Origin of the sequence: Pseudomonas sp. BT76 TE3572 (genome assembly GCF_050435365.1) — a bacterium.
GTDB classification, from domain to species: Bacteria; Pseudomonadota; Gammaproteobacteria; order Pseudomonadales; family Pseudomonadaceae; genus Aquipseudomonas; species Aquipseudomonas fluorescens_W.
Genome location: NZ_JBNDKE010000001.1, coordinates 1,010,153 through 1,028,209, shown reverse-complemented (window position 1 = coordinate 1,028,209; position 18,057 = coordinate 1,010,153). Strand labels below are relative to the sequence as shown.

At 58.7% G+C, this 18,057-nt stretch carries 17 protein-coding genes; 13 read left to right on the top strand and 4 right to left on the bottom strand.

Translation table 11 applies throughout. The annotated features are described in order from the left end of the window. The first annotated feature begins 35 nt into the window (after window positions 1-35). A complete protein-coding gene (locus ABH912_RS04800) occupies window positions 36-1,037 on the top strand; it encodes a FecR family protein (RefSeq protein ID WP_429509777.1) in 1,002 nt (333 codons plus the stop codon). A 55-nt stretch (window positions 1,038-1,092) separates the two neighbouring features. Here the strand turns inward: ABH912_RS04800 and ABH912_RS04795 are convergent, their stop codons facing one another. Next, window positions 1,093-3,438: an acylase gene (locus ABH912_RS04795; RefSeq protein WP_429509776.1), complete on the bottom strand. Its 2,346-nt coding sequence runs from the start codon at window positions 3,436-3,438 to the stop codon at window positions 1,093-1,095. Window positions 3,439-3,682: 244 nt separating this feature from the next. On the opposite strand from ABH912_RS04795, the gene ABH912_RS04790 reads away from it, so the two are divergent. Beyond that, window positions 3,683-4,054 (top strand): fe2+ zn2+ uptake regulation protein, encoded by a 372-nt coding sequence (locus tag ABH912_RS04790; protein WP_033055102.1) that lies wholly within the window; start codon window positions 3,683-3,685, stop codon window positions 4,052-4,054. A 19-nt stretch (window positions 4,055-4,073) separates the two neighbouring features. Here the strand turns inward: ABH912_RS04790 and ABH912_RS04785 are convergent, their stop codons facing one another. Continuing rightward, entirely contained in the window at window positions 4,074-4,262 is a 189-nt protein-coding gene (locus ABH912_RS04785) for a hypothetical protein (protein ID WP_033055104.1), read from the bottom strand. A gap of 157 nt (window positions 4,263-4,419) precedes the next feature. Here ABH912_RS04785 and ABH912_RS04780 point away from each other — a divergent pair, with 157 nt between their 5' ends. The 6 genes from ABH912_RS04780 to ABH912_RS04755 all read left to right on the top strand — a co-directional run bounded on the left by ABH912_RS04780 (window position 4,420) and on the right by ABH912_RS04755 (window position 11,938). Further along, window positions 4,420-4,557 carry a hypothetical protein gene (locus ABH912_RS04780; RefSeq protein ID WP_008155215.1) on the top strand — a complete coding sequence of 46 codons (138 nt, stop codon included), beginning with the start codon at window positions 4,420-4,422 and terminating at the stop codon, window positions 4,555-4,557. Between the two features lie 274 nt (window positions 4,558-4,831). Beyond that, complete coding sequence (locus tag ABH912_RS04775; protein WP_429509774.1) at window positions 4,832-6,073, top strand: MFS transporter; 1,242 nt, start codon at window positions 4,832-4,834, stop codon at window positions 6,071-6,073. Window positions 6,074-6,094: 21 nt separating this feature from the next. Then, a complete protein-coding gene (locus ABH912_RS04770; RefSeq protein WP_429509772.1) occupies window positions 6,095-7,225 on the top strand; it encodes an acyl-protein synthase in 1,131 nt (376 codons plus the stop codon). 1 nt (window position 7,226) lies between these two features. After that, window positions 7,227-9,629, top strand: coding sequence for an acyl-CoA reductase (locus tag ABH912_RS04765; RefSeq protein ID WP_429509770.1), 2,403 nt, complete (start codon window positions 7,227-7,229; stop codon window positions 9,627-9,629). A gap of 66 nt (window positions 9,630-9,695) precedes the next feature. Next, on the top strand, window positions 9,696-10,985 hold the full coding sequence (locus ABH912_RS04760; protein WP_429509769.1) for a phenylacetate--CoA ligase family protein: 1,290 nt from the start codon (window positions 9,696-9,698) through the stop codon (window positions 10,983-10,985). Beyond that, on the top strand, window positions 10,985-11,938 hold the full coding sequence (locus ABH912_RS04755; RefSeq protein ID WP_429509768.1) for a GNAT family N-acetyltransferase: 954 nt from the start codon (window positions 10,985-10,987) through the stop codon (window positions 11,936-11,938). Before ABH912_RS04760 ends, ABH912_RS04755 begins: the two co-directional genes overlap by 1 nt. Here ABH912_RS04755 and ABH912_RS04750 read toward each other — a convergent pair. Then, window positions 11,927-12,853, bottom strand: a complete 927-nt coding sequence (locus ABH912_RS04750; RefSeq protein ID WP_429509766.1) for a LysR family transcriptional regulator — start codon at window positions 12,851-12,853, stop codon at window positions 11,927-11,929. The genes ABH912_RS04755 and ABH912_RS04750 overlap by 12 nt on opposite strands. Window positions 12,854-12,971: 118 nt before the next feature. On the opposite strand from ABH912_RS04750, the gene ABH912_RS04745 reads away from it, so the two are divergent. The 5 genes from ABH912_RS04745 (at window position 12,972) to ABH912_RS04725 (ending at window position 17,146) form a co-directional block, all read left to right on the top strand. Further along, window positions 12,972-13,967, top strand: coding sequence for an aldo/keto reductase (locus ABH912_RS04745; RefSeq protein ID WP_429509765.1), 996 nt, complete (start codon window positions 12,972-12,974; stop codon window positions 13,965-13,967). 220 nt (window positions 13,968-14,187) lie between these two features. Then, entirely contained in the window at window positions 14,188-14,634 is a 447-nt protein-coding gene (locus tag ABH912_RS04740; protein ID WP_008155198.1) for a DUF411 domain-containing protein, read from the top strand. Then, window positions 14,634-15,068, top strand: coding sequence for a YqaA family protein (locus tag ABH912_RS04735; protein ID WP_033055118.1), 435 nt, complete (start codon window positions 14,634-14,636; stop codon window positions 15,066-15,068). Before ABH912_RS04740 ends, ABH912_RS04735 begins: the two co-directional genes overlap by 1 nt. Window positions 15,069-15,153: 85 nt before the next feature. Further along, the gene (locus ABH912_RS04730; protein WP_429509764.1) at window positions 15,154-16,179 is read left to right on the top strand and encodes an alpha/beta fold hydrolase; all 1,026 of its coding nucleotides are present in this window, start codon (window positions 15,154-15,156) and stop codon (window positions 16,177-16,179) included. A gap of 13 nt (window positions 16,180-16,192) precedes the next feature. Then, complete coding sequence (locus ABH912_RS04725; protein ID WP_429509763.1) at window positions 16,193-17,146, top strand: D-2-hydroxyacid dehydrogenase family protein; 954 nt, start codon at window positions 16,193-16,195, stop codon at window positions 17,144-17,146. Here the strand turns inward: ABH912_RS04725 and ABH912_RS04720 are convergent. Next, window positions 17,143-17,916: a class I SAM-dependent methyltransferase gene (locus ABH912_RS04720; protein ID WP_429509761.1), complete on the bottom strand. Its 774-nt coding sequence runs from the start codon at window positions 17,914-17,916 to the stop codon at window positions 17,143-17,145. The two genes, ABH912_RS04725 and ABH912_RS04720, sit on opposite strands and share 4 nt — an antisense overlap. Window positions 17,917-18,057: the final 141 nt, after the last annotated feature.

Sequence of the window (18,057 nt, the reverse complement as noted above, 5' to 3'; positions counted from 1 at the left end):
CACAAGGTTAGAATGCAGGAAATCAGGATGAGTCAATGACCGACAACCCTCTCTCGCAAGCCCAATATGACGCAATCACCGATGCCGCTGCGCATTGGTGCATGCGTCTGCACGCCAACGATTGCACTGCTGAAGAGCGGCAGGCGTTCGAGCAATGGCATGACGCTCATCCGCTTCACGCGTTCGAGTACGAGGCCATGCTGGAGATCTGGGATGTCGCGGGGGACTTGCCACGTCCAGAAGCCGTGGTCCCGATGGTCCGCGCCAAACCTGCTACGCCTTGGCGCACCTTCGGGATCGCCGCCGCGGTTTGCGCCATGGCATTGCCGCTGGCGGCCTATAGCGGCTGGAACCTGGGCTGGCTACCCAATTCCTACCAACATTTCGAGGCGAACGACAATGTCCGCCAGGTCACCCTGAGCGATGGCAGTCAGGTGGAACTGAACCTGGGCAGTGAGCTGACGTTCAGCAACTACAAGGATCAACGTCGGATTACGCTGAAAAAAGGCGAAGCCTTCTTCAGTGTCAGCCATGACACTCGACACCCCTTCATTGTCAAAGCGGCCGAAGGCAGGATTCGAGTCACCGGCACCCAATTCAACGTCTGGATGTATGACGATCAGGTACGCGTGAACCTGATAGAAGGTTCGGTGCTGGTGAGCAGTAATGACGCCGTTACAGGTGACGGTTTGCGCCTCGAGCCAGCGATGCAGGCTAGCTATAGACGCGGCGACTTCACTCCCCGGATCAGTCAGACTCACGACAATGACAACTCACTGGCCTGGCGCAGCGGAAAACTGGTGCTCGATGATCTGGCGCTGACCGACGCATTGCCATTGATCAATCGCTACTTGAGCAAACCGGTGATGGTGGCCGACAACAGCACTGGCTCGATTCGCATCGGCGGCATCTACAACATCAAAGAGCTCAACAACCTGGTGGCTTCCCTGCCCAAGGTGTTACCGGTCTACCTGACCCGCAACAAGGATGGCAATCCGGTCCTCAATTCCATTCCGCAACAAGCCCCAAAAAGCTGAAGGCCGCGACTTTTGCAAGGTGCGGCCTTCATGCTTCGTTCAAACACCCTCAGCGTTACTGTACGGCCACCTTCCCGGCTTTTTCATCCTGCTCGCGGATCGTCTGAACCTGATACTGCGGATCGGACGTGATCTGCTGTTCGGTGAACGGCAACACACTCAACTGCTTCCTGGAAAATGCCACGGTCTGATCTCTGGAGTACTGCGAGGCCGGGTCACTGGATAGCGAGAATGCCAGCAGCCCCTGGGCCTGCGGTCCCTTGTCATCGAAGGTCACCACCTGCAAATAGCTGGTACCGCTGACGACCTCGAGTTTCCCGTCGGTTCTTGGCACGCTCTGTATGGCGTTATAAACGCCAAGAGTGCCAGGTCCACCGTGAATCGGTGTCTGCTGACCGCCGCTGCTGACCACCTGGATATCACCCCAGCGACTATCGGCCTTGAGCCCCCTCTTGTTCACCTGAGCGACCGACGCCAGCATCGCTTCGCGAACTGCCTTTGCGACTTCCGGACGATCGACCGCCAGGCCACGCGGGGTGTGTTGCGGGTCTTTCGGATCGAACGCCACACGCCACAGATCAGGCGTTTCCTGTAGCGACGCCATGACATCCTGGAAATGCACAAACCCCAGACCACTGTCCAGATTCGCACTGCGATCCCAGGCCTTGAGACTGGCACACAGCGGCGCGAGCGCTGGTGCATCGGCACCCAGTGCCGCCGCACAGAACTGCAGCAGGTCCGGCATCACTTGTGCCGCCTGATACACCTGGTCGTCCATCACCATGTGTTGCAGATCCGTCGCATCTATGGGACCTGCCTTGTTCAACGTGTTCAGGCGATCCAGCGCAAAACGCGAGCGCAGCCCCAATGGCTGGCCATCCTGGCTGATCAAGGGCGAAAAACCGGTGAGCGGTTGCGCCGGGTTGGCCATCCAGGCCGAATCGTTGGAGTGCTGCACAAAATCCTTGCGCAACAGCTGCGGCAACTTGTCTGCCGCAAAAATGCCTTTTTGTGCAGCCGTCGGGTCGATGTCCCAGGCACACGCACTGTTGGAACCGTCGAGGACGATCATCTGCAACCCGGCCCGCGGATCACTGCACCTGGCCAGTTTGTCGGCACTGACGTTCGGCACGACCGAGAGGTTCATGTACAACGTCTGCCCCTGATCATCCGTCGCCAGGGTGTTGACCCACGGGATCCCCTGGATCTTGTGCACCGAGACCTGCAGGTCGTTGAGGCTGACCGCGCGGTTCATTGCATACCACTGCTGCAAGACCCGGTCGTTATCCAGATTGGCGTCGCGCAAGCTGTAGGCGAACTGGTTGTCCCAGTCGAGCTTTCCGGGCCATTGCACGATCGGGCCGAACTGCGAACTGTAGACCACATGAGAAACCGGTCTGGTCTGGCCATCCGGTTGTTTCACGTTCACGGTCAGGGTCTGTTTCTTCATCGGCAATGACTTGCCGTCGAGCAGATAACGGGTCGAATCCTTGGGATCGAGTTGTAGGCGATACAAGGTGAAATGCTTGGACGAGTCCACTGTGTGGGTCCACGCCAGGTGCTGGTTGAAACCGATGTTGATCATCGGCAGCCCCGGCAGCGCTGCGCCCATGACGTCCAGTTTGCCGGGAATGGTCAGGTGCATTTGATAGAAACGCATCCCGCCGACCCAAGGGAAATGCGGATTGGCCAGCAACATGCCGCGGCCATTGAACGAACGTTCACTGCCGACTGCCACGGCGTTGCTGCCGCGATCCAGAGCAAAACGCTGCATGCGCGAGGCGGCCACCTGGAACGACACCGGTTCGCCTGCCACATGAGCCACGGCTTTGGGTGGCGTTGCACCGGCCAATGCTTCGGCAAACTGCCCTGATCCGCCTTCGACCAGCAGGCGCCGCGTCAACTTGACCAGATCCTGGGCGGTAATCTCGCGCACCCAGTCGCCCTGACACTGCGGCGGCAAACCCTGCACCCGACGTTCTGTCAGCGAACGGTTATAGCCCGCCACATACCCTTCAATGAGATCGCGCACTGGCGGGGTTTGCGCCTGCCAGAAACCCTCGACAGCCTGTGGCGTGTTCAGCCAATTGAAAAACAGATCGCTGACCAGGTTTTCGCGTTCTTCGACCGTGAACTGATCCGGGCCGAAATAGCGTGAGCGTTCGCCGTTCACCGTAGTGACCTCATTGGCCAGCAAGCACAGGTTGTCCTGAGCGTAGGCGTAACCAATGCCATAACCGAGCCCGCGCTCGTTGTCGGCGCGGATATGCGGCACACCGAAACTGGTCCGGCGAATGTCAGCGCTCGCCTGCTCCGGCTGACTGCGTGCGTTTGCCGCAAGACTCAAGCCTACCAACACGCCTGCAAGGCTCAACCGGGTTAACTGCCTGGAAATAATCACGCTCGCTCCTGATCGAAAAGACAAACACCCTGCGTCATACACGCACTGCGCCTTCCCCTAGGAACGAAACAAATGACAAAAATTTAGGCCGTGAAAGACGCTTTTTACCGCCGTCTCACAGGCTGCTGACGTGATGGCGACAAAATTTCTACATTCGGGGCTTCATTATTTGCCTTGCTCGTACGTCTTATTGAGTGAGAGCACCCATCACATTTCCTGGCCGGCTCTGAAAAGGAGTTTTTGCATGTACAACTCGCAACTGCCAACGGACGGTAGCAATGCGCCAAAGGGCTCCGCCATGGGCTCCGGTGTTTTCAGTCAACGGGGCGAGCGCAATGGCAACGAACGGATCAGGCTGTTGCTCAAAAGCTATGGTCTGCGAACCAGCCTGATCCGCCTGAAAGTCATCGACGCCTTGCTGACTGCCGCCGAAACCGACCGTAGCCTTGGCGTCCGCGGCGTGCACAGCCACTTGCTGGACCTGGATATTCCCCTGTCCTTTCTCAGTGTGCGAGAAGTGTTGAAACGCTTGTGCAGCGAAGGCGTGATCACGCTCAATGCAGACAAAAGCTACAGCCTGCATCCGCACGCTGCAGCCATTCTCCAACGCGAGTGATCCGCTCAAGGTGCGTCGTTCAGGGTTTGACCTTGCGACGCATCATGCCATTGATCACCACCACGATTACCGCCACGCCGATGGCGATGTACTGAAACAGCTTCTCGCTGATGACGCCTGCGTTTTGCAGATACGAAAGGCCGAACATGATCCCCAACACCACGAGGGAGATCAGAATCGAGTATTTCAAACGTTGCGACTGAGTCATTGCGAGTTCCTGAACCTGAAAAATGTATCCGGTTTGTATCAGAACGCATGCCAAGCCCCTACCTTTCTCCGGGGATGGGACGCTACAAACGGGGTCTCATGTTACAGCCGATGAAGAGTTTTGGCTTCATAGCGGCGATAACCATGAGGATTTTGAAATGTTCCGTCGAATCACACTGCTGATTCCCCTGCTCGCTCTCCTGACACTGAGCGGCTGCATCGTTTTCCCCCACGGCGGCTGGCACGGCGGTCACCATTACGACCGTGGCGGGCCGGGTTATTACCAGCATCGATAAGGGTTGGTTGTGTCATAAAGCGTGAATAAATGAACATTCATTCGTAAGACAAATACCCCACCCCATAACTATTGAACAAATGCCCGCCCTGTCGCGGGCATTTTCGTACATGCATATTCACTTCTTATTTCCTTCCCTGTGCACATCGAAACATAGCGATAACCATTGAAGCTTTCGGTCTCAATCGTCCATTTGAGCTATTGATATTCGATGATTACTCTCGGGGCATCGCAATAAAACCCGCTATTGAATTTTGAGCAAAGACAGGGATGCCATGCACAAGCCTTTAATCAATATCAGCCCCTACCATTTGTTTGGCTTTTGCCTTGCAATCACTCTGTTCGAACTGCTGACCTATATGGCCAGCGACATGATTATGCCGGCCATGTTGACCGTTACCCGACAACTGGATGCCAGCCCCGACCATGTCCCCTACGCCTTCAATCTTTATCTGGCCGGCGGCATGCTTCTGCAATGGCTGATTGGCCCGCTGTCTGATCACTTCGGTCGCCGCCGGATGTTGCTCATCGGCTGTGCGGCATTCGCCCTGGCCTGTGCCGCAGCGTTCAACGTGCAAAGCATTTATGCGTTCAACGGCTTGCGACTGATTCAGGGCATGGGGTTGGGGTTTGTCATCGCGGTCAGCTACCCGGCCCTGCAAGAAGTTTTCTGCGAAGCCGACGCGGTCAAAATCATGGCGTTGCTGGGGAACGTTGCGCTGCTCTCCCCGCTTCTGGGGCCGTTGCTCGGCAGTCTGCTGCTGGAATGGTTGTCCTGGCGGGAATTGTTTTTACTGCTGGGTATCGGCGGCGTGCTGGTCTGGCTCGGGCTTTACCTGTTCATGCCGGAAACCGTTGGCACCCTGCGCCACGACGGTCAGCGACTGGAAGCCGTGCGTTTTGAATGGCACGGCACCGTGCGCCGCTATGCCGCGTTGCTGACCAACCCGCAATTCCTTTGCGCCGCCGTCGCGCTGGGCGTGATGAGTCTGCCCTTGATTGCCTGGATCGGGTTGGCGCCGCTCTTGCTGATCCACAACCAGGGGCTTTCAACCCTGCACTATGGCCTGTGGCAAATCCCGGTGTTTGCGGCGGTCATTCTCGGCAATCTGATTCTCAACCGACTGATTGCCAACACTGAACTGCCATCACTGATTCGATACGCGCTTTGGCCGTTTTGCGGCGGGCTCATCGCGCTAGTCGCCGTCAGCTTCTACGGTGCTTCGACAGTCGCGCTGATCAGCTGCCTGGCGCTTTATGCGGTGGGACTTGGCATGAGTAATGCCGCGCTGTACCGGCTTGCGCTGTTCGCCAGCGACGACAGCAAAGGCCTGGTCTCGGCCATGATCGGCATGATCTCGATCGCCGTCATGGGCGGTGGCGGCTCGCTTATTGCGGCTGCCGGTGCCGGTGACAGCCACGAATCCTTCGCCCTGATGGCGGGTCTTGCGGGGCTTCTGAGCCTGGCGCCATTAAGCCTGTTTCTGCGGCGCTCTCACATCTCGCTTGCCGTCTGACACCACACAGTAGGTCTCTTGATGATCCATTTACCTCACACCGACGCGCTCTGCGCGTTAACGCAACCCTATTGCCTGGATTCCGTACCCGAGGGCCTGTTTGACCAGGCGATGGGGGAAATCAGCCTGTTTCATTGTCACCACACGCCTGGCTACGAACGCTGGCTAAACGCCAACGGGCTCGAGGCAAAGGACCTGGAGACGCTGGATGACTGGTCCAGATTGCCACCGATTTTCGCCAACTATTTCAAACGTCGCTTATTGTTCGGCCCCACCGGCGAAGGCGCGTTGGAGCTGACATCGTCTGGCACCAGCGGCCAGAAGAGTCGCATGCGCTATGACCTTCGCAGCATGGCAGCGGCTCAAGGCATGGTGAGCCACATTTTCCGGCACTACGGCTGGGATACGCCGGACAGCCCTTGCAACTACTTGCTCCTGAGCTACGAACCCGAGGCGGCCATCACCTTGGGCACCGCTTACACCGACCAGTTTCTCTGCAGCTATGCGCCCGTCAATCGGGTCGTCTACGGCTTGCGCCGCACGGGTGAAGGTCACGAGTTCGACCTGTTTGGCGTGACTCGCGCCTTACAGGAGTTTGCCGACGAGGGATTGCCTGTGCGGATTCTCGGATTTCCTGCGTTGCTTTCCCATGCGCTCCAGCACATGGAAAACACCGCCGCACCCAATCTCAAGCTACCCGCCCAGTCATTGGTGTTTTTGGGGGGCGGCTGGAAAACCCAGGCAGCACAAGAGATTCCCCTGCTTGAGTTGTATGCCCGAATCAATCGGCAATTGGGTGTCGACCTGTCCCGCTGCCGGGATGGCTACGGTGCCGTCGAGCATGCCGTGCCCTATATCCAATGTGCCCGCCATCATTTTCATGCCCCCCTTTACTCGAAGGTTTTCGTGCGCAACCCATCCGATTTCACGGTCCAGCCATACGGCCAGCGCGGCTTGCTGGAATTCGTCTCCCCGTACATTTCGTCAAGCCCTGCTCACGCGGTGGTCATGGGCGATCTGGCGACATTACACCCCGGTGCACATTGCGGATGCGGCCTGGCGACCGATTGGTTCGAGCTGCACGGACGCGCGGGTACCACCGCCAGTCGCAGCTGCGCCATGGCGGCTTCCGAATTGCTGGGAGGGGCTTGATATGTACCTCATCAATGGCCAACTGCGTGATGACGTTACCCCGCAAAGCGCCCTCGAGCACCTTCAGAAACAATTGCCCGGATTGCTTTCTGCACCGATCGACAGCGAGACCGTCATCGAAACCGCGGCCCGTTTCGCCACGCAACTACAGACTCGCAGCCTGAACCTACCTCTGGACGACGATCAATGTCAGGGGCTGATCGAGTTCTGCCAGCGCAGCAACCTGAGCAAGAAGCTTGAGCGGGAACTGGGTTCGCAACCCCGTTCGCTGAGGCGTATCGACTACCGGCAACCGCACTTTGAAAGCTGGCACCCCTTGGGGCTGGTGGTGCATGTGACACCGGGAAACGCGCCGATGCTGGCGTTCTGCGCGGTTCTCGAAAGCCTGCTGGCCGGTAACATCAACTGGTTACGCCCCAGCGCCAGCGATGCGGGTTTGACAGCGCAATTGCTGGCTGCCTTTGTGATGTGCGACGCCCGTGGCCGGCTTGCCGAATTCGTCGCCGTGCTGCCCGTGGGCACTTCCCGGATAGCCGAACTCTGCGCTCAGGCCGATGGCGTGTCAGCCTGGGGCGGTGAAAAGGCGCTCAAGGCGATTCGTCAGCAGATACCCGCCGGATGTCGCTGGATCGATTGGGGACACAGGATCAGTTTCGCTTATCTGTCGCCTGACGCAGCTGACTCTTCGGCGCTGGATGCATTGGTGGATGAGGTTTGCAGTCTGGATCAGCAAGCGTGTTCCAGTCCGCAATGGGTGCTGGTGGACAGCAACGATCCGGCCATCCTGCAGGACCTGGGAAAGCGTTTGAGCGAAGCCTTTACGCGCCGTGCGTCGCACTGGCCAGCGCTGGTGCCTACGGACCAGGAAGCGTGCGAGATCACCACCCGCATGACCATGGCGCAACTGGATTACTGCTTTGCGAACCAGACCGGCCAGGTCTGGGCCGGCCCCGGATGGCGGATCATCTGGGAACACCATCAGACGCTCGCGCCTTCGCCACTGTTTCGCACGGTGCTGCTCAAACCCGTACCGCAACATTTGATCGCCGAGACGCTGTTGCCCTGGCGCACGGTCCTTCAAAGTTGCGCGCTGATTTGCTCTGCGGCAGAAACGCCAGGCCTTGTGCGAACGCTGGTCAACGCTGGGGTCACCCGTATTGCGCCTTGCGCGGGGATTCATGACGGCTACGCCGGTGAGCCCCATGATGGCGTCTACGCGTTGACGCGTCTGAGTCGTCGCCTCTCGGTGAGTCTGTCGCCGGATGTATTGCCTGGCCGGGCAACGCTCGACCCGCTCCCGCCCCCCCCTGACACCGCCCATGCGCCGATCATGGACAAAAACACCTTCACGACCCAGCCGATGGGCGCCGCGGCGCAATTGTATTTTCGCTCAGGAGGGAGCAGTGGCACTCCGGCCCTCGCCGGTTTCAGCTATCGCGACTTTCAACGGCAGATGCGCGCAGCGGCCGACGGCCTGTTCGCCGCCGGGCTCGATCCTTCACAGGACCGGATCATGAACCTGTTTTACGGCGGCAGCCTGTACGGAGGTTTCCTCAGTTTTACCAAAATACTGGAACAGATGGGCGTCACACATTTCCCCATGGGGGCGCCCCAGGACGATGACTTCAGCGAAATCGCCCAACTGATCGTTGACCAGCGTGTCACCGCACTGATTGGCATGCCGAGCACCTTGCATCGTCTGTTTTTCAACGAGCAGGCCCGACTCCGCGCATACGCAGGTATAGGCAAAGTGTTCCTCGGCGGCGAGCATCCGGGCCAAACCAGCCTGAGCCTCATGGAAAGCTGCGGGGTCTCGATGATCCGCTCGGCGATCTATGGCTCCGTCGACGCCGGCCCCTTGGGACATGCGTGCGCAGCCACCGCGAACGGGGTGTTTCACTTGATGTGCGACACCCAGCATCTGGAAATTGTGCAGATCGAACGGGATGAACCGGTTCAGGCCAATGAGATCGGGCGCCTGTTGTTTACTTCACGAGCACGGCAAGGCCAGACCGTGCGCCGATATGACGTGGGTGACACCGGTCGCTGGATACCCGGAGCCTGCGCGTGCGGGCTGGACACACCCCGGTTCGAACTGCTCCAGCGCCATGGCAAGCTGATGCGAATGGGCACGGAGTTCATTTCGCCTTCGGCTCTGCAGGATAGCGTCGGCGCACCCATTCAGATTGTTCTCGACCACGCCCCTGATGGCGTCGAGCGGCTGACAGTTCTAACGGATGTAGACGCCCACCAGGTTCGCAACGCATTGCTGAGCCATCAAGCACTGGCCAATGCCGTAAACGCCAAACTGTTAACTGTCGAAGTTCAAGTGTGCTTGGAACAAGCGTTCACTCGAAACAAACACAGCGGCAAAACACCGTTGGTTATTGATAAAAGAAAATAAAACCATCACCCACTACTCACAGCCTGTCTTAAACCATCAAGACGCCTGATATAAAGAGAGCATCCAGTGAAATCAACTTATTCGCTCGAACAACTGCTGCCTTATATACGACAACATTCAAACTTCTATAGCAAACAACTGAAACACTTACCGCCGCAGGGAATCACACTAAAAGATCTACCGCTGACCAATGCGGCAGACTATTGGGCTGACAGCCATGATTTGAGTCATTGGCCGGTCCTGACCGGAAAGGTCGACGATGCGCTGGTGTTTAAAACCGGCGGATCGACCAGCCAGGGCAAACTGACGGTGTACACCTATGACGAATGGCAAGTACTCGTCAGTACGTTTGGAGAAAGTTTTTCCTCTCAGCTGAACGACGGCGACCGTGTCGCCAATCTGTTTTTTTCCGGTGATCTTTACGCCAGCTTTCTGTTCATCCACGACTCCCTGGCACATGTCAGGCGATCCATTTGCGAATTTCCGTTTACCGGACACGTCGAGCTGGATGTACTGGCCAATGCGATTGATCAGCACCGGATCAACGTGCTGGTCGGCGTACCGGCACAGCTGCTGAGATTCGCGGCCTACCTGAACCAGCATCGGCGAGTATTGTGCGGGGTTGATACGCTGTTGTACGGCGGCGAAAGCCTGTTTGCCCCGCAGTTGGCGATCCTCACCGACGTGTTTCCCAACGTGCGCATTGCTTCCATTGGCTACGCCAGCGTAGACGCCGGCCTTATCGGGGCCAGCGGCCGCGACTGCGCCTTGGGCGAGCATCGGGTGTTTGAACCACACACCTTGCTGGAGATCGTCGATGAACTCACTGGTGAAGTCATCGAAGACTGCGATCGAACCGGATTATTGGTGGTGACCAATCTGACTCGCCGGCTCATGCCACTGCTGCGTTATCCGGTGGGCGACCGCGCGTGCTGGCGGGAACCCGGCTCAACCCCGAAGCGCAAATTCGCTCTCAAGGGCCGTAGCGCGCACAGCCAGCGCGTGCGAGTCGGGGTACTGTCGCTGCTGATCGATGACATCCAGCAGATCGTCCAACGCATCGCCCACAACGACCAATGGCAATTGCTGATCGAACATGACGGATACAAAGATATTTTGAGTGTGAAATGGGTTCCCTCAGCGCTATCAATGGCCACCGTACCGGTGTGCCGAGCGTTGTACGAGGCGCTGGTTGAACACTATCCCGCCCTCGAGGAACTGAGCCGCGAGGGTCTGTTGGAGTTGCGAGTGTTGTCCTGCGATGTCACCGCACTGAAACTGCACCCACGTTCCGGCAAACAGCTGCGGGTCCTGGACTTGCGCGTGTATGACGCACCGTCGCCGGAGACTGCCTGATGCCGCATTTGATTTTTCGACCCTATCGGCCATCCGACGCACGTGCCGTGAGCCAGTTGTTTCGCGAGGTCTATGGCGATCATTACGTTCAGCCGGATGTTTACTTGCCGAATATGATCAATCAGCACAATGCCGAGGGGCACTGGAAGTCGATGGTGGCGGTGGACGACGTACGCGTTCTAGGGCATGCCGCGTTGTGCCATGACACGCCTGCGTACACCACCGAGCTGGCACTCAGCGTGGTGCATCCTGCCGCGCAGGGCCACAGTATCGCAACCCGCCTGGGCCGGGAGTTACTGTCGCGCTCGGGTTCCCTGGGATTCAAGGGCGTCTCGATCAAACAAGTGACCCACCATCCTTACACGCAACGCATGGCAGCAAACATCGGTTTCCACAGCACGGGATTGCTTCCTGACTACGTCCCTTCGCCCTTCGCTGAGCCGCTGCCGGAAACCATCGTGATGGGTTGTCATGTCGTCGAAGGACATACGCGACCGCTCCCCGACATCCCATGGCCTGACAGCTGCCGGGGGTTTATGCAGCACTTGTGTTCCGTGTTCGGGACTCATCCGGACACGACGCCGTTGTCTTCTCTGCCCTTGCAACTCAAGCAACACCATAGAAGATTCGACATGGTCATTCAGCGTTTGACCAAACGCCTGCTTGACCAGATCGGTCAATTGCCCAGGCACTGGCTGATCTCGGCCAGACTTCAGATGTCACGGCACTTTGCCCAGGACTTTCGCAATTTGGCGGCCCGTGGCTTCACCTTTACCGGGCTGATGCCTACATCAGTCAGTAATGGGTGGTTCGCACTGTTTCATCGAGGCGCGCAGGCTCGACACCTCAACCTGCACTGCCCGCACATGCAACGTTTGCATGACGATTTACAGCAAAACACCAACACGCAGAGTTGCGCCGAAGCGCTGAACAAAGCCCGCTCAGCCGCGTGAGTCTTTTCGATAAAAGTCATTGCCTGGCTGCGCGCAAAGCTCCACCAGCCAGTCGACAAACACCCTCACCCGCCGGGACAACTGGCGGTGCGGCGGGTAGAGCGCCGTCAGCGGCATCCCCGGTGTCGGCACCGTCCTGAGGACTTCACACAAAAGGCCTTCGCTCAGCTGGCGGGCTACGTGGTAATACGGGGTCTGGACCAAACCATACCCCGCCTCACAAGCGGCCAGATAACCGTCGGCGCTGTTAACCGAGACGTGCTTGGGTAGATTAACCACCTGAACCTGATCATTGACCATGAATTCCAGCCCATACCGCTTGCCATTGCTGCTGGAGAAGTACTCCACCATCTGATGACCTGCAAGGTCAGCCAGAGACTGCGGCGTTCCGAATCGCTTCAAGTAGTCGGGGCTGGCACACGTGACCTGGTCCAGCATGGCCAGCGGCCGCGCCACCAGAGAATCGTCCAGAGCGTCGCCACCGCGCAGCACGCAATCGACGCCTTCGCGTATCAGGTCAACAGGCCGGTCATTCAAGCCGATTTCCAGCTCGATCAAGGGATACCGGGCAGTAAATTGCGGCAATGCCGGGATCACCATCAAACGTCCCACGCCCGCCGGCATGTCCACGCGCAACAGCCCCTTGGGGTTATTGCGTGCAGCGTTGAACACCGCTTCGGTTTCCTCCAGATCCGCCAACAACCGCACGCAACGAGGGTAATAGGCCGCGCCGTCGAGCGTCAGGCTGATCTGCCGCGTCGTGCGTTGCAGCAACTGCACACCGAGATGCGCCTCCAGCTGCTTGATCAGAATGGTCACTGAGGCCCGGGGCAATTGCAGGCTATCCGCCGCCTTGGCAAAGCCGCCCAGTTCGACGATTCGAGTGAATACGCGCATCGCGTTAAAACGGTCCATTACTTTTGCTTACCGGCTGATTATTTAGAAATTACGAACAGTGATAGCAGTTTTAACCGGTTTATCTTGCTTCTGTCGAGATCAACAATGGACTCCACATTCACAGGGAGCTGATTTCATGCAAACACGTCAACTGGGCAAAAACGGCCCACAGGTGAGCGCGATAGGTCTGGGCTGCATGGGCATGACCGATTTCTACACGACGGGCGTGGACATCCGTGAAGCCACGGCCACTCTGCACCGCGCGCTGGAGTTGGGGATCAACCTGCTCGACACCGCCGACATGTACGGCCCGCACACCAACGAAGATCTGATCGGCAAAGCCATCGTCGGCAAACGCGACCAGGTGTTTCTGGCCAGTAAATTCGGGATCGTCCGCGACCCGGGCAATCCGGTTGCGCGGGGCGTCAACGGCCGACCGGAGTACATTCGCGCCTCTATCGACGGCACCCTCAAGCGCCTCGGTGTCGAGACCCTGGATTTGTACTACCAGCACCGCATCGATCCGCAGGTGGCCATCGAGGAAACCGTCGGCGCCATGGCCGACCTGGTGAAAGCCGGCAAGGTTCGGTACCTGGGTTTGAGCGAGGCCTCGGTCGCAACGCTTGAGCGGGCACACAAGGTTCATCCGATCAGTGCACTGCAGAGCGAGTATTCGTTGTGGAGTCGTGATCAGGAGGAAAACGGTTGTCTGGCTACGTGTCAGCGCCTAGGGATCGCCTTCGTCCCTTACAGCCCTTTGGGCCGTGGCTTTCTCACCGGAGCGCTGAAAAGCCCCGATGATTTCGCGGCAGACGACTACCGTCGTTTCAGCCCGCGCTTTCAAGGCGAGAATTTCGCCAGGAATCTGTTGCTGGTTCAGCAAGTGCAGGACCTGGCCGCAGAAAAAGGCGTGACCGCTGGCCAACTGGCGCTCGCGTGGGTACTGGCTCAGGGTGATTACGTGATCCCGATTCCGGGAACCAAACAGCGTAAATACCTGGAAGAAAATGTGGCCGCGCTGAACGTGAAACTCAGCGGCGAAGACTTGCAAGCGCTGGAAGCGATATTCCCGGCCAATGCCACGGCGGGCTTACGTTACCCGGAGGAAGTCATGAAGTTGCTTGACCGGTAACGGACACTTGGCCCGGCTGCGTAGCAGTCGTAAATCCGGCTTACACGATCTGGCTGATGCACCGTGAGTTCTGATTTTACGACTGCTTCGCAGCCGGACGCAGCCTGCAAAGAATGCGTGGCTGCTGAAACTCGTATTACTTCGAAACAATCTCCTGCCTCGATGCCAGCTAAAATGGTCAGAATGCGTTTTTTTGCCGCCATTCGAAACGAGATTCCCCATGCGAACCCATCTGCGTCTGGTCGCCCTGAGCGCCCTGTTCATTTCCTCCCTGGCCCAGGCCGCCGACCTGATCCCGATCGAGGTTCACCGCGATGCCAATTGCGGTTGCTGCAAAAAATGGATCAGCCATCTGGAAGCCAACGGTTTCAAAGTCGACGATCACGTCGAAGCCAACATGAGCGAATTCAAGCAACAGCACGGCGTACCTCCGCGTCTGGCGTCGTGCCATACCGGCTTGATCAACGGCAAATTCGTTGAAGGTCATGTCCCCGCCGATCAGGTGCTGGCCTTGAGCAAGCGCGACGATCTGTTGGGCGTTGCCGCCCCAGGCATGCCCATGGGTTCACCCGGCATGGAAATGGACGGCATGAGCGATGCGTATCAAGTGATCGGCCTGAAAAAAGACGGTACTGACGTGGTGGTGGCGGACTACCCCGCCCATTGATGTTCGGTGCGTACATCGGGCTGTTCTTCGCCGCATTCGGTGCGGCAACCTTGCTGCCCTTGCAGTCCGAAGCGGTGCTGGTGGGGCTGTTGCTCAGCGGCAAGTATTGGCTCTGGTCGCTGCTCGCCGTGGCGACATTGGGCAATGTCCTGGGGTCACTGCTGAACTGGTGGCTGGGGCGCGGTATCGAGCGGTTTCGCGATCGGCGCTGGTTTCCGGTCAGCCCGCGCCATCTGGAAAAAGCCCGAGTCCATTATCAGCGTTACGGTCATTGGTCGTTGCTGCTGAGCTGGGTGCCGGTGATCGGTGATCCGCTGACCCTGGTGGCCGGCGTGATGCGCGAGCCGCTGGGGCGATTCCTGCTGATCGTGACCCTTGCCAAAGGCGCCCGTTATGGTGTGTTGGCCATGGCCACAGTGGGCTGGATGGGTTGAACGATCATCCACGGCGATTGCCTGTGTTTAATGTCGCCCTAATCATGCCGATCCAGCATCGGCCGATTTCCAATGGAGTTCCCCCATGCCCCTCACCCGCTCCCGCTGGCTGCCCGGCCTGCTGCTGACCGCTGCATTGCCCGTCATCGCCCACGCCGAAGGGCCGGAATATGGCCCGCAGCTGCAAGGCTTCGAGTACCCCTACACGGTCAAGCATTTCGCCTTTGAGTCCCAGGGCAAATCCCTGCAAATGGGTTACATGGATGTCGCCGCCCACGGCAAGGCCAATGGACGCAGCGTGGTGCTGATGCACGGCAAGAACTTCTGCGGTGCCACTTGGGACACTTCGATCAAGGCCTTGAGCGAGGCCGGTTACCGGGTCATCGCCCCGGACCAGATCGGTTTCTGCACCTCCAGTAAACCGGACAACTATCAGTACAGCTTCCAGCAACTGGCAACCAACACCCAGCAACTGCTCAAGGCCCTGGGCATTCAGAAAGCCAGTGTTCTCGGGCATTCCACCGGCGGCATGCTCGCCACTCGCTATGCGCTGCAATACCCCGATCAAGTCGAACAACTGGCACTGGTCAACCCCATCGGCCTGGAAGACTGGAAAGCCCTCGGCGTTCCCTATCGCACGGTTGATCAATGGTACGAACGCGAGCTGAAAGTCACGGCCGAAGGCATCCGCACCTATGAACGCAACACCTATTACGGCGGTCGCTGGAAGCCGGAATTCGATCGCTGGGTAGACATGCTCGCCGGGCTGAACAAAGGACCGGGGCATACGCAGGTGGCGTGGAATTCGGCGCTGATCTACGACATGATCTTCACCCAACCGGTGTACTACGAGTTCAAGGACCTGAAGATGCCGACCCTTCTGCTGATCGGCACATCCGACACCACCGCCATCGGCAGCGACATCGCTCCGCCGGAGGTCAAGGCGAAACTCGGTCACTACAACGTCCTCGGCAAGCAGGTGGCGAAACTGATTCCCCGGTCGACGCTGGTCGAATTCCCCGGCATGGGCCACGCGCCGCAAATGGAAGAACCGGCGCAATTCCACCAGGCCCTGCTCGCCTGGCTGAACAAAACCAACCCCGTTCATTGATGAGGTAAGGCTGATGGCAGTGCAGATTGCGGTGATTGATGACTGGCAGGACGTGGCCCGTGATGTGGTGGACTGGTCGGTGCTGGACGACATCGGCCAGGTGAGTTTCATCCATGACTACCCTGCCGACAACGACACCCTGGCGGCACGGCTGGGCGAGTTCGAGGTGATCTGCGTGATGCGCGAGCGTACCCGCTTCGACGAGGACCTGTTGCGGCGCTTGCCGAAACTCAAGCTGCTGGCCACCGGCAGCATGCGCAACGCCGCCCTGGACCTGAAAGCCGCCACCGCTCTGGGTATTCAGGTCTGTGGCACCGACAGTTACAAGCACGCCGCGCCGGAACTGACCTGGGCGCTGATCATGGCGGCGACCCGCAACCTGGTGGTCGAAGCCAACGCCCTGCGCGCCGGTTTATGGCAGCAAAGCCTGGGTGGCGACCTGAACGGCAAGACCCTGGCGATCCTGGGTCTGGGCAGCATCGGCGCTCGCGTTGCCCAGTTCGGTCAGGTGTTCGGCATGCGGGTGATTGCCTGGAGCGAGAACCTGACCGCCGAACGTGCGGCCGAGGTCGGCGTGACCTACGTCAGCAAGCAGGAACTGTTCGAGCAAGCCGATGTGCTGTCGGTCCATCTGGTGCTCAGCGATCGCAGCCGTGGCTTGGTGGACACCCAGGCGCTGGACTGGATGAAACCCACGGCACTGCTGGTCAACACGGCCCGTGGTCCGATTGTCGATGAGTCCGCATTGATCAAGGCATTGCAGAAACGGCGACTGGCAGGCGCTGCGCTGGACGTTTTCGAGCAGGAACCCTTGCCGCCTCATCATCCGTTCAGAACCCTGGACAATGTGCTGGCCACGCCCCACGTCGGGTATGTCAGTCAGCAGAACTACCACCAGTTTTTCTCGCAGATGATCGAGGACATTCAGGCCTGGTCTGCGGGACAACCGATTCGGTTGTTGGGCTAACCGCCCTTCACCGCCACAAACGCTGCCGTCTCATAGGGCACCGTAACGACGTCTCTGCCACGCAGATCAGGCTCCGCCGCGATCAGCGCCCTGATCTGCTCATCAACCTTCGCCCGCTCCACCGCCGGTAATGCCGCCACAAAACTGGTGGAGCGCACGCGGTTGAAAATCACATCTTCCGGCGAACCTGTGTGCCCATGGCTGAAACGCTGTTCTGCCAGAGGTCCGAACGCCGGATGCGGAAACGCCCGCCGCCAGGCCCCGGTGTAATAACGCGGCGTATCGCCCTCCAGCGCATTGACGATCGCATCCAGTTTCGGCACCCAGCTCACCCGGGAATCACGCAGGTTCCACACCAGCCCCAGCTTGCCACGGGGTTTGAGTACACGGGCAATTTCGCTCAGTGCTTCGCTGCTGGCAAACCAGTGAAAGGCCTGGGCGCAAATCACCACGTCCACCGAAGCATCCGGCAGCGGCAGGTCCATGGCGGTGCCGCTGACGGCCAGCACTTCAGGGAAGGCTTCGGACAATTTCTCGAGCATCTGCGCCACCGGCTCCACTGCAATCACTTGCGCACCGGTCGCCACCAGCCGACCGGTGAACTTGCCAGTGCCGGCGCCCAGATCAACCACGGCTTTGTTCGCGTTCAAACCAAGGGTGCCCGTGAGCCAATCGGCCACTTGCGGCGGATAGTCCGGACGACCGAGAACGTAGGTATCAGCGCCGATTTTATAGCCGGCGGCCGCCGAGTGATGGACCTGATCTTTCATGACAGTGCTCCAGATCGACAACGAATGCTGTCGAGCATAACGCCTCGATTTGAGCTTTCCTTGCACAGACCGCCAGAAAGAAATGAATAATTGTTCACCCTGTGGTGTTCATCTTTCATCGACCCTGAGAATTGCCCATGA

Bases quoted from the DNA above. Each gene is read 5' to 3' on its own strand.
- ABH912_RS04800 (WP_429509777.1), top strand. From the start codon at position 36: ATGACCGACAACCCTCTCTCGCAAGCCCAATATGACGCAATCACCGAT.
- ABH912_RS04790 (WP_033055102.1), top strand. From the start codon at position 3,683: ATGTACAACTCGCAACTGCCAACGGACGGTAGCAATGCGCCAAAGGGC.
- ABH912_RS04785 (WP_033055104.1), bottom strand. From the start codon at position 4,262: ATGACTCAGTCGCAACGTTTGAAATACTCGATTCTGATCTCCCTCGTG.
- ABH912_RS04780 (WP_008155215.1), top strand. From the start codon at position 4,420: ATGTTCCGTCGAATCACACTGCTGATTCCCCTGCTCGCTCTCCTGACA.
- ABH912_RS04775 (WP_429509774.1), top strand. From the start codon at position 4,832: ATGCACAAGCCTTTAATCAATATCAGCCCCTACCATTTGTTTGGCTTT.
- ABH912_RS04770 (WP_429509772.1), top strand. From the start codon at position 6,095: ATGATCCATTTACCTCACACCGACGCGCTCTGCGCGTTAACGCAACCC.
- ABH912_RS04765 (WP_429509770.1), top strand. From the start codon at position 7,227: ATGTACCTCATCAATGGCCAACTGCGTGATGACGTTACCCCGCAAAGC.
- ABH912_RS04755 (WP_429509768.1), top strand. From the start codon at position 10,985: ATGCCGCATTTGATTTTTCGACCCTATCGGCCATCCGACGCACGTGCC.
- ABH912_RS04750 (WP_429509766.1), bottom strand. From the start codon at position 12,853: ATGGACCGTTTTAACGCGATGCGCGTATTCACTCGAATCGTCGAACTG.
- ABH912_RS04745 (WP_429509765.1), top strand. From the start codon at position 12,972: ATGCAAACACGTCAACTGGGCAAAAACGGCCCACAGGTGAGCGCGATA.
- ABH912_RS04740 (WP_008155198.1), top strand. From the start codon at position 14,188: ATGCGAACCCATCTGCGTCTGGTCGCCCTGAGCGCCCTGTTCATTTCC.
- ABH912_RS04735 (WP_033055118.1), top strand. From the start codon at position 14,634: ATGTTCGGTGCGTACATCGGGCTGTTCTTCGCCGCATTCGGTGCGGCA.
- ABH912_RS04730 (WP_429509764.1), top strand. From the start codon at position 15,154: ATGCCCCTCACCCGCTCCCGCTGGCTGCCCGGCCTGCTGCTGACCGCT.
- ABH912_RS04725 (WP_429509763.1), top strand. From the start codon at position 16,193: ATGGCAGTGCAGATTGCGGTGATTGATGACTGGCAGGACGTGGCCCGT.
- ABH912_RS04720 (WP_429509761.1), bottom strand. From the start codon at position 17,916: ATGAAAGATCAGGTCCATCACTCGGCGGCCGCCGGCTATAAAATCGGC.